9 protein-coding genes are annotated in these 11298 nt (G+C 55.8%); 5 read left to right on the top strand and 4 right to left on the bottom strand.

Going from position 1 to position 11298, the window contains the following annotated elements:
• Window positions 1–23: 23 nt before the first annotated feature.
• Window positions 24–344 carry a DUF6482 family protein gene (locus EYC98_RS00175; RefSeq protein WP_279243278.1) on the top strand — a complete coding sequence of 107 codons (321 nt, stop codon included), beginning with the start codon at window positions 24–26 and terminating at the stop codon, window positions 342–344.
• Window positions 345–385: 41 nt separating this feature from the next.
• Here EYC98_RS00175 and EYC98_RS00170 read toward each other — a convergent pair whose 3' ends face one another.
• Window positions 386–958, bottom strand: a complete 573-nt coding sequence (locus EYC98_RS00170) for a DUF2452 domain-containing protein (protein WP_279243277.1) — start codon at window positions 956–958, stop codon at window positions 386–388.
• 117 nt (window positions 959–1075) lie between these two features.
• Here EYC98_RS00170 and acnA point away from each other — a divergent pair, with 117 nt between their 5' ends.
• Window positions 1076–3751, top strand: a complete 2676-nt coding sequence (gene acnA, locus EYC98_RS00165; RefSeq protein WP_279243276.1) for an aconitate hydratase AcnA — start codon at window positions 1076–1078, stop codon at window positions 3749–3751.
• A gap of 24 nt (window positions 3752–3775) precedes the next feature.
• Window positions 3776–5140 (top strand): class II fumarate hydratase, encoded by a 1365-nt coding sequence (locus EYC98_RS00160; RefSeq protein WP_279243275.1) that lies wholly within the window; start codon window positions 3776–3778, stop codon window positions 5138–5140.
• 106 nt (window positions 5141–5246) lie between these two features.
• On the opposite strand, the gene EYC98_RS00155 is transcribed toward EYC98_RS00160, so the two are convergent.
• Window positions 5247–5687, bottom strand: coding sequence for a hypothetical protein (locus EYC98_RS00155; RefSeq protein ID WP_279243274.1), 441 nt, complete (start codon window positions 5685–5687; stop codon window positions 5247–5249).
• A gap of 189 nt (window positions 5688–5876) precedes the next feature.
• Between EYC98_RS00155 and EYC98_RS00150 the strand changes: the two genes are divergently transcribed.
• Entirely contained in the window at window positions 5877–8153 is a 2277-nt protein-coding gene (locus EYC98_RS00150) for a fatty acid cis/trans isomerase (RefSeq protein WP_279243273.1), read from the top strand.
• 5 nt (window positions 8154–8158) lie between these two features.
• Here the strand turns inward: EYC98_RS00150 and EYC98_RS00145 are convergent, their stop codons facing one another.
• Both EYC98_RS00145 and EYC98_RS00140 read right to left on the bottom strand, forming a co-directional pair.
• Complete coding sequence (locus EYC98_RS00145; RefSeq protein WP_279243272.1) at window positions 8159–9424, bottom strand: amidohydrolase family protein; 1266 nt, start codon at window positions 9422–9424, stop codon at window positions 8159–8161.
• Window positions 9425–9533: 109 nt separating this feature from the next.
• On the bottom strand, window positions 9534–10193 hold the full coding sequence (locus tag EYC98_RS00140) for a DsbA family oxidoreductase (RefSeq protein WP_279243271.1): 660 nt from the start codon (window positions 10191–10193) through the stop codon (window positions 9534–9536).
• A gap of 318 nt (window positions 10194–10511) precedes the next feature.
• Here EYC98_RS00140 and EYC98_RS00135 point away from each other — a divergent pair, with 318 nt between their 5' ends.
• A complete protein-coding gene (locus EYC98_RS00135; RefSeq protein WP_279243270.1) occupies window positions 10512–11237 on the top strand; it encodes an NUDIX hydrolase in 726 nt (241 codons plus the stop codon).
• The last annotated feature ends 61 nt before the right edge of the window (window positions 11238–11298 follow it).

Here is an 11298-nt window from a genome sequence, read left to right as displayed (position 1 = left end):
ACCTAAATAGTACGAGAACCAGCATGAAGCTTAGCTTTAACGACCTGCAGCGTCGCGCCCAGCCACTGGTTATGGTGGTGCACTCGCTGGATATGGCGCTGTACCAGGTGACGGTAAAAATCGATGGACATGATTACCTGCTGAGTGAGAATGACGGCAAGGTGTTTCGCCGTCACGCCCTGGAGCAGGTGCGCGAAGCTCTGCGCTTGTTACCGCTAGCCAAGCTGAGCCTGCGTCAAACCTCGGCCTACGATGAAATGGTCGGGCAACCCGTTAGAGAAGCAGATAATACTTTAGAGGTGCCTTTGGCACTGGATGCATACCCGCCTCCGACCATTAACTAGTGGCGGGGTCCTTCAGCGGGCAGGCGTTGCCGATGTGGCAACTAGCGCCCGCTGGGCAAGAGAGCGGTGCGCGCCTGCAATAACGCCGCGGGAGAAGTTTTTCCAATAGAGAAACTTAGAGATACAGACAACCCCGTGGCGAGCATGCGCTGGTAGTAGGGAAGACTACTGGAATAGAAAGGCAGCTCATCAACCAGATTGGTTTGGTTGGCCAGCGTGTCGGTAAAGCCGTCTACAAATCGTAATAGTGCCGCTGCGGCGGAGCTGTCCTTTTCCAATTCTGCAAAATCCAGCTTCCAGGTCATATCGGTCTGCAGTTCACAGGCCGCTACGAAGTGACCCGGTAGGCGATCCCCCCACTCTGACGGCGCCACCAGCGACAATTTCCATTGGCTCTGGTCATGGTAGAGATAATAGATTTTGCCCAGTACCGGGCGAAAACTGAATTTTGCTGCCAGCACCAGCGCGGACAGGCAGTAGTCCCGCAGAATGTCTGTGGGAGTCTTGACTGCCGGTAGTTGGGGCCGGAGGGCATCCCAGTCCGCGAGCATGGCAACAGTGCCCTTGCCCTGAGGATTGGGATTCTTGACGTAGTCTGTTTTTGTGTCATCCATAACGGAGATACGCACAGAATGAGGCTTTGGATGAACAGTGCCAGGCTTTGGGCTTTACACTACAATAACTAAGGCCGCGCTCTTTTAGTGCTAGCAAATATTAGGTGATAAGCTGCAATGGACTCCCCAGACAACTCTTTTGGTACTGAATCTGCGCTCACGGTGGGCAGCGATAGCTACCGCTATTATGCCGTCAATGGCGGTGAGTTTGCTGACCGGACCGACGTCGCGCGACTGCCTGTGTCGAGCAAGATTCTGCTAGAGAATCTGCTACGCCATGAAGATGGCTTCGCCTGCAGCCGCGAAGATATAGCGGCGCTGGCGGCTAGCGGCGGTCGTGGCAGCGATCAGGAGATTGCCTACCATCCAGCCCGCGTTTTGATGCAGGATTTTACCGGGGTGCCGGCAGTGGTCGACCTTTCTGCCATGCGCGCTGCTCTTGTGGAGCGCGGCATTGACCCGGAAACCATTAACCCCTTGCTACCGGTTGATCTGGTTATTGACCACTCAGTCAGTATCGACAGCTTTGCCAGTGAAAGTGCGTTTGGCGAGAATGTTGCGATGGAAATGCAGCGTAACCTGGAGCGTTATCAATTTCTAAAATGGGGGCAGGGCGCGTTTGATAATTTCCGCGTGGTGCCACCGGGTACCGGTATCTGTCACCAGGTCAATCTTGAGTATCTGGCGCGTGCCGTCTGGCACCGCGAAACTGAGACCGGTCTGTTGGCTTACCCCGACACGTTGGTAGGCACTGACAGTCATACCACCATGATCAACGGACTGGGCGTGCTCGGCTGGGGTGTCGGCGGTATTGAGGCGGAAGCGGCTATGTTGGGTCAACCCATCTCGATGGTGATTCCCGACGTGGTGGGTTTTGAACTCAGCGGGCAGTTACAGGAAGGCATTACCGCCACGGATTTGGTGTTGAGGGTGGTAGAGATGCTGCGTGAGCATGGGGTGGTGGGTAAGTTTGTAGAGTTCTTTGGCCAGGGACTCGACCAACTGCCGCTGGCTGATCGCGCCACCATTGCCAACATGGCGCCGGAATATGGCGCTACTTGCGGCTTCTTCCCGGTAGATGCGCAAACTATTACCTATCTGCGCCTGAGTGGTCGCGATGAGGACACTATTGCTCTCGTCGAGGCCTACTGTAAGGCTCAGGGTATGTGGCGAGATGAAAACTATCAGGTGCCAGATTTTGCCGCCACCTTGCATCTGGATATGACCACGGTAGAGCCTAACCTGGCTGGCCCACGGCGGCCTCAGGACCGGGTGCCGGTGCGTTCTCTGAAAGCCGCCATCGATCAGTTTATTGAGTTAGAAGGCAAGGCGCAGCAGATGGATGCGGAGTATCCGCTGGCTGGAGAAGAGCAGGGCATGCACCACGGGGATGCGGTGATTGCGGCTATCACCTCGTGTACCAATACATCCAACCCGGCGGTGATGATCGGTGCTGGACTGGTTGCGCAGAAAGCGCTGGCATTGGGTCTGCAGCGCAAGCCTTGGGTTAAGACCTCATTGGCCCCTGGTTCCAAGGTAGTTACCGAGTATCTGGAGAAGGCCGGGCTGCAGGATTCCCTTGATGGGCTTGGCTTTAATCTGGTGGGATATGGCTGCACCACCTGCATTGGCAACTCCGGTCCACTGCCGGCGGCGGTGGAGGACACTATTCAGGCGAATGATTTGGTTGTGAGCTCGGTATTATCAGGCAATCGCAATTTCGAGGGTCGTATACATCCGCTGGTACAGGCCAACTGGCTGGCATCGCCGCCGCTGGTTGTTGCTTATGCTCTGGCGGGGACCACACGTATTAACTTGGCTGAAGAACCGCTGGGTGAAGATAGCAAGGGTCAGCCGGTTTACCTCAGAGACATCTGGCCCAGCAACACTGAAATTGCCGGGATCATGCAAAGCATCGATAACGAAATGTTCAAGCGCGAGTATGCTGCGGTGTTCGCTGGCGACGGCAACTGGAACGCGATTGATAGCAGTGATGGTTCTACCTATGACTTCGAACCAGATTCCACTTACATTCAGCTGCCGCCGTTTTTTGATCCCATGTACAGCGGCAATCGTGGCAACATCCTTGCAGCGCCGATGCTGGCGATGCTAGGCGATTCGGTGACCACCGATCATATTTCCCCCGCCGGATCGATTCCGTTGGACAGCCCGGCGGCGCAGTTTCTGCGTGATGCCGGTGTGGCCGAGAAGGACTTCAATTCCTATGGCTCACGCCGCGGTAACCATGAAATTATGATGCGCGGGACCTTTGGCAATATCCGTATCCGCAATGAAATGACGCCGCAGTTAGAGGGCGGGTATACGCGCATGCAAGGGGAGTCTGACCCCCAATTTATTTACGATGCGGCTATGACTTACCTGCAGCAGGGGCGCAGCACAGTCATTGTGGCAGGGAGTGAATACGGTACTGGATCCAGCCGCGACTGGGCTGCCAAGGGCACGCTCTTGCTGGGTGTAAAGGCGGTTATTGTGGAGAGCTTTGAGCGCATTCATCGCTCCAACCTCGTCGGTATGGGGGTATTGCCGCTGCAGTTTATGCCCGGTGACAGCCGCCAGTCTTTGCAGCTCAGCGGTGATGAGAGCTTTGACATTCTGGACCTGGACGGAGAGCTGAGCGCCAAACAGATATTGTCTGCGCTAGTGCACTATCCGAATGGCGAGAGCCGTCAGATCAAGTTGCAATCCAGGCTCGATACGGCGGTAGAGGTCGATTATTACCGGGCCGGCGGTGTGCTGACGTACGTCCTTAATCGCATGAGCGGAACTGACTGAGAACCTATTGAGCGCGGGTGTGACATGACTGAATCGCGAATCGAGAAAGATAGTCTGGGTGAGATAGCCGTGCCGGTTGATGCATTGTATGGCGCGCAGACTCAGCGCGCGGTGGAAAACTTCCCCTTTAGTGGGTTGTCGATGCCGGCTGCCTTTATTCGCAGCCTGGGCTTGATCAAAGCCGCAGCTGCTTCGGCAAATGCTGACTCAGGTGTGCTCGAACCAGGTATCGCTGCCGCTATTATTGAGGCTTCCACAGCAGTTGCAACGGGCGTGCATGATGCACAGTTTCCCGTGGACGTGTTCCAGACTGGATCTGGTACCAGTACCAATATGAATGCCAACGAAGTGATTGCGGCGCTGGCCAGTGCACTGCTCGGCACGGGCGTACACCCCAATGATCACGTCAATTGCAGCCAGAGCAGTAATGATGTCATTCCCACGGCTATTCATGTTAGCGCAGAACTGGCGTTAGTCGAGTCGCTGATGCCCGCGCTGCGGGCGCTGGTCGCTGCCCTGGCCGTGCGTGAAGCAGAGCTGGCAGATATTGTAAAAACCGGGCGCACCCATCTGATGGACGCGATGCCGGTGACGCTGGGCCAAGAGATATCCGGCTGGCGTGCGCAGCTGGAAGCCGCCGCTGAACGTATCGACGACTGCCGCAGGCCGTTGCGTAAGCTCGCCCAGGGCGGCACAGCGGTGGGCACAGGCATAAACGCCGACCCAGGTTTTGCGGGGGCTTTTTGTGCGCATCTCAGTCGCCTGAGTGGTTGTCAGTTCGGTGCCGCGGACAACTATTTTGCGGCGCTGGCCAGCCAGGACACCGTAGTTGCGCTGTCTGGACAGCTGCGCACATTAGCGGTGGCACTGATGAAGATTGCCAATGATCTGCGCTGGATGAACAGTGGTCCGCTGGCAGGGTTGGGCGAAATCAGCCTGCAGCCACTGCAGCCCGGTAGCAGTATTATGCCTGGTAAGGTCAATCCGGTGATTCCGGAGGCGGTGGCGATGGCCGCGGCCCAGGTGATGGGCAATGATGCGACGATCGCGATTGCCGGCCAATCGGGCAATTTTCAGCTGAACGTAATGCTGCCAGTAATCGCTTATAACCTATTGCAGAGTATTCAGTTATTGAGCAGCAGCTGCAGCGCCCTGACGCAGCGCTGCGTCGCCGATTTTGAGGTTCGTGAGGAAAATCTGGCTGCCAACCTGGCGCGCAACCCGGTATTGGTGACGGCTCTCAATCGTGAGATTGGCTACACCGGGGCCGCGGAAATTGCCAAGCGCGCGTATCAGGAGGGCCGTGATATTCTCGATGTGGCGCAGGAGATGACGGATCTCGGTATAGACCGCCTGCAAGAGCTTCTGGACCCGGGCAATCTGGTGTAGCTGAAGAGTTAGTCTGCGCTGGCCACGGTTGTCTTCATGGGTGACTAGTTCCAGGTCATGGTTGTACGGCCGCGGCGTGCACAGGGCGCACGCCGCGAGTCACACCTTAGAGTTCCAGCTGCATTTTCTTGGAATCCGCCAGGAATTTACGCAATTCCTTGTTGGCAGTCTCAAACTTCTTGGCAAGCTTGCTGTAATCACGCCAGCTGTCGATGCTTTTGGCCTGATACACAATATCCAGATCATCCAGTTGCAGTGTCTGCCTCACAAACAGTGAATCGTGCTCTTTTAACAGGGCGTTGATGCGCTTTTTGTCAGCGCCGTATAAGTCAATATTGTCAGCGTCGTCCATCACAGCTTCGGAGGTTGACTTGAAAACACTGACATTGGAGATGTTGTAAACAGAGTCGCGCACCACGAGGGTCTTGTCGGAGTTAATGACCTTGGTACTGCCACAACCGACAACGGTAAGCAAACAGGCAGTCAGCAACATGACCAGAGCTGCGCGAGCGCTGCTGACGGGGGTTGCCTTAAATGAACTAAGCATAGGGGTATCCTTACAGATTAGGGTGTCTTGAATCGCAAAGATTACTCTGCCACAGGTTATTGTACAAGCTGGTGGGTCGCCTGCGCAGTGCTTGCAGTTGCTTTGTATTGGTTTGCCGCAGTGGTCGGGCGCCGCCGTTGCAGCGGTGGCGAATTGTCTTTTTTGGCGGTATCCCGTTACAGTTGCGCTATGCAAACGCACAGACCCCGCAACTCCATTTTTTTATTCACCAGGCCTTCTTTGCTGCTTTGCGTTTGCGCGTTTCTGTGGTGGCTGCCGGCGCATGCCGAGCTCGACTACCCTGCTCATATCAAGCCCTTGGTTGAGCAGCGCTGCATGGTATGCCACGGCTGTTATGACGCACCCTGCCAATTAAAACTCGATGCTTTTAGGGGGCTGGCGCGGGGTGCGCACAAGGATAAAGTCTACTCTGGTACTCGTTTACGTACCGCCGCCCCTACTCGTTTGCTGGTCGATGGACAGAATGATGAACAGTGGCGCGCCAAGGGTTTTTATCCGGTGCTGGACACTGACGACCCCGCCGCCGGACAAATGCTGCGTCTGCTGCAACTAAAGGCAGATCATCCGCTGCCTGCTGAAGGGCTGCTGCCCGACAGCTTCGACTTTGGATTGGATCGTGATCAACAGTGTCCAAAGCCGGACCAGATGGATCGCTACGTCGCCGAGCGTCCGCTCTGGGGAATGCCCTATGGATTACCTGGCCTGAACAGCGATGAGCAGGAACACTTGGTCAAATGGCTGCAGGAGGGTGCTCCGAGCGTCGCAGTGCCTGCACCCGGTTCACAGGAACAAGCAGAGTTAGCGCGCTGGGAAGCATTTTTTAATGGCGTAACACTCAAGCAGCAGCTGATGGCTCGCTATATGTACGAGCACTTGTATATTGCTGCGCTGCACTTTCCGGGCACTGATATTCCCGGGTATTTTGCATTAGTGCGCTCCTCAACACCTCCAGGGCAGCCCATCAGGCTTATTGCCACTCGACGCCCCTACGATTCACCGGGAGATAAACCGTTTTGGTATCGCTTGCAGCGTCAATCACTCAGCGTGCTGACTAAACGGCATATGCCCTACGCGCTTGATCCGGCGCGGATGCAGCGCTGGCGAGAGTTGTTTATTGAGCCCGACTACGCCGTCACTGAATTACCCGACTACGACCGGGCAACCGTCAACAATCCATTCAAGGCATTCGCGGCGTTACCGGTGCAGGCGCGCTATCGCTTTATGCTGGATGAAGCGCAGTACACCATCATGGGCTACATCAAGGGTCCCGTCTGTCGCGGTCAGGTAGCACTGAATGTGATTGATGACCATTTTTGGGTGGTTTTCGTTGACCCTGATATTGAGGACCCTGAGCAGGACAATGCCTTTTTGACGGTCGAGCGCGACAATATGCGCCTGCCTGTGACGGACAAGAGCGCGTTGACCACAATGGTGCATTGGCGGCAGTACGCGCGCAGTCAGAGGCGCTACCTGGAAGCCAAGTCCGATTATCTTGAAGCGTTATCAGACAAGGGGCAGTTCAAGTTAGATACCGGCCTGATCTGGGACGGTGATGGGCACAATGAGAATGCGGCGCTTACGATATTCAGACACTTCGATAGCGCCTCAGTGCATAAAGGCATGGTCGGTCAGGTGCCGAAAACGGCTTGGGTTATCAGCTACTCTCTGCTGGAGAGAATCCACTACCTGCTGGTCGCGGGTTTTGATGTGTTTGGTCATGCTGGACATCAATTAGAAACACGCTTGTATATGGATTTCTTGCGCATGGAGGGCGAATACAATTTTCTGATTCTGCTGCCAGAAAAGGACCGGCTCGAACTTCGCGACTTCTGGTATCGGGATGCACCTGAGCATACCAAGAACTACGTGCTGGGGCGTCGCGCCTGGTTCAATCGGGAGACCGATGTCGAGTATGCCACCGAGGACCCGAAATCAGAGTTGTTGTTACGCTTACGCAGCAGCATTCCCGGGGCCGACGCCCAGCGTTATCAGGTTGATGAGCCTGCGTTTACACCGCTGCAGAATAGCGCAGGTGTTGCTTTTAGCTATATGCCAGATATAGCGTTTGTGGATGTTCTGACGGCAGATAGCAGCGACCGGGTCTATACCCTGATTCGTAATATCGGTCACTCCAATATTACCGACCCTTTTCGTGAGAATAAGCAGCGTCTGCCCGAGGAAGATTATCTGACGGTGGTGCGCGGCTTTGTCGGCTATTACCCCAACGTTTTCTTTCAGGTTAACGAGCTGGAGTTGCCGCGGTTTGTGGCTGCTGTGGCTGGCTTGAGCAGTGAGGCCGATTTTTCAGCACTGATGGCGCGCTATGGAGTGCGTCGCAACGCCAGTTATTTCTGGCATGTCAGTGACCGCATGCACCGTGTGTATCGCGAGCGGCAGCCACTGGAGGCGGGCTTGTTCGACCTCAATCGTTACCAGAATCGCTGAGCTGGTCAGGCGGCGCTTTGACTGCCACCGGTAATGTCCTGTACTGCGGGGCCAATACGGTCGGCGATAGCACGCATGTCTTTGGCGTCGAAGCCAAAGACGTCTAGCGCTGTCTCGCCCAGCATGGTGCGGATCTCCGCTTCGGGCACATCGAAGAAAGTCTCCTGTAGTTTTTCCATGGTGTTGGGCCAGGTGCCTTCCATGTGTGGATAGTCTGAGCCCCACATAAGCTTGTCTACCCCAATACGATGGCGATCGCCGACCTCATGCCTGGGTAAGAAAGAGGCTCCAATGTAGCAGTTGCGCTGAAAGTACTCAGACGGGGTCAGGCTCATGTCTTTGGTGAAGTGCGCAAAAATTGGGTTGTTGGATTTGAACTCGAGCGTGCGCAGAGTCTCCAGAATCCAGGAGCATCCGGTTTCGGTGAGGACCAGCTTGAGGCCGGGGTGGCGTTCGAACACGCCGGACCAGAGCATCGCGGTAAACGGGCGGTGTGCCCACATATCGACTTCGCTGATGAACATAGGTGTCGCTGCGGGAGAATCACCGTAGTCCGGTGACCAGCCAGAATGGGTGTGAATGGGCATATTGAGCTCTTCGCAAACCGACCACAGTGGCGCGTAATGGTTGTAGTGGTGATAGAAGGGGTTATCACCGGTACTGGTCGGCAGCAGCACGCCCCCGAACAGGCCCATCGCATGGGCTTCGCGAATCTCTCGCACTGTGGTTTCAATGTCATCGACGTTGACAATAGCCACGCCCGCGTGACGTCCAGGATTGCTCTTGCATAAATCTCCCAGCCAGCGGTTATAGGCCTGATTGCCGGCGAGATTTTGCTCAGCGGAAATCGGGTGACGGTATTGCATCAAGCCAGCTCCGAAGGGAGCCATTTGTGGAAATATCACCTCACCGGCAATACCATCGTCTTCCAGCTCCTGCAGTCGCACGGCGGCATCATACTCACCCCGTCGGGGGGCGATAATGCTGTCTGGGTCTGCCAGAAAAGCGCGTAAATCGTCATCGCTGGCGCTCATGGCGGCACTCATGGCGTCCTTTTGGAACTTACCCGAGCCCTGCTCGCCGGCTTTGCTGGCAAACTCTTCCGCAGCCTCTTGGTCAAAAAACGTTCCCATGCGTTGCATCATCTCGCGCGCATAGTTCAGCCACCACGCATCTGCAGCTGCATGAAACTGTTGGGGCATATAGTCTTTGTAGGTGTCCGGTAGAGCGCCTGCATGGCAGTCGGAGCTTATGACCAGTATGTTTGACATCGGTGTTGCCTCATGGGTTTGTGTTGTACTCAGGTACTGGCGTCAGCATAATCGCCGCGCTTGGCAGACACCAGAGCCCGGGTCTTAGATAGTTAAACCAGAGCTGCTACTAGCACCAACTTGCCTCGGTATAAGGCGTGCGTAAAACTTCCTCGATATTGGCAGAGATAATACGGTAGCCGACATTGCCATAGAGGGTTTGGCGATCATTGTTCATCACCCAGGAAGGGCTGCCTTTGAGCCCCTGCTGCTGGCTTAGCTTATGGTCGCTCAGCAGTGCGGCCATGGCAGTGCCAGTGTTGAGATGCTGCTGCAGGCTCTGGTAATCGACGTTGCTGTCATCACAAATGGATTGCAACACGTCGAGTCTGCCGATGTCCTGAGCGTGCATAAAAAATGCCTCACGAAAGGCCCAGGCCAGCTGCTGTGCAGGGTTCTCTCCCAGCTCGAGCTGCGCCGCCTTCAGCAGCAGGTGAGCGTTGGCAGAGGTGCTGGGGCGCACACTCTGCCATATCCTGGCGTTCACCTCGGCGTGTTCGTAAGGTGCCGCCGACTCCCGCACATGCTGTGCAAACCCTGACCAGCTATTGCGATCGGCCCACTGCTGGGGGATTTTCGTGTGACTGTCGCTGAAGATATCCATGAAGTGATGGCGAATAGTCACCTTTTCACCCCATTCCTTTTCTACTTCCGACAGCCGCCGTTCGGCGATCCAGGCCCACACGCACAGCACATCGGAGTAGTAATCAATTTGCACTGAGTTCGTCATAGTGAGCCCTCTGAATGGCAGGAAATAAGTGGGAGTCTTAGCGGTGATGCTGGATGTCTCCGTTCCTCACATTGTAGGTAATTTCCAGGCAGGTTGTCCTGTTTCAGGTCAATCCTGCCTGCAGCGCTTGCAACTACCGGCGTAGATGTCGGTTCAGCGGCAGTTCTCGCAGGCGCTGGCCGCTGGCAGCAAAAATAGCATTGGCAATGCTGGGGCCAGCTCTGCCGCGGCTTTGCGCAATTGGCGCAGGATGTCCAGGTGATGGATGTATCCGTGACCTCTACATGCTAACTTGCCAGCTCACCAGAGAGGCAAATTATGGCCAGTGACAAGATCAAGGATTTTTCGAAACGGTTGTCGGGAACGGGCGAAGGTAGTCAGGAGTTGGTGCCAGCGGCCACGGTGGTGTTGCTGCGGCCCAGTCCGGACGGTTTCGAGACGCTGATGCTGCGCAAAAATTCAAAGCTGGCTTTCGGCGGTATGTGGGTGTTCCCGGGAGGTCGCATTGATCCCGAGGATGGGCACGAAGATTTGCCGATGGATGAACGCGCGCGGATTGCGGCCGTGCGCGAGGCAATGGAGGAGGCGCAGTTGGAGCTGCGCGCGGAAGACCTGGAATGGTTCTCACACTGGACGCCGCCGCCATTGGGGAATCGCCGCTTTGCCACCTGGTTTTTTGTCACCACCGCTCCGCCTGCAGAAGTGGTCATCGACCAGGGAGAAATCACGGACAGTCAATGGATGACTCCCGCCGCCGCATTGGCTAGCCATCAGCGCGGGGATATAGAGTTGGCGCCTCCTACCTACGTAAGCCTGCACTATTTGTCCCAATACTCAGACCCGGAGACCGCGCTCACAGAGTTGGGCACGGCGGAACCACGCTATTACGCAACTCATATTGGGCAAGAGGGCGATGACCTGGTGGCTATGTGGGAAGGCGATGCGGGCTATGAATCGGGTGATGCGACTACGCCAGGGCCACGGCATCGGCTGCTAATGGGTAGCGACGGCTTTCAGCTTGATGATTCAGGTAGCCCCAGCTAACCACTGATCTCGGGCGTGGCATCGATATGGTGAGTTTTGGTATAAATGCCCAGCTGGATTA

Origin of the sequence: Candidatus Litorirhabdus singularis (genome assembly GCF_026262625.1) — a bacterium.
In the GTDB taxonomy this organism is placed as follows: Bacteria; Pseudomonadota; Gammaproteobacteria; order Pseudomonadales; family Halieaceae; genus Litorirhabdus; species Litorirhabdus singularis.
The sequence above is the reverse complement of the archived record's forward strand: the minus strand, read 5'-3'. Positions and strand labels throughout refer to the sequence as shown.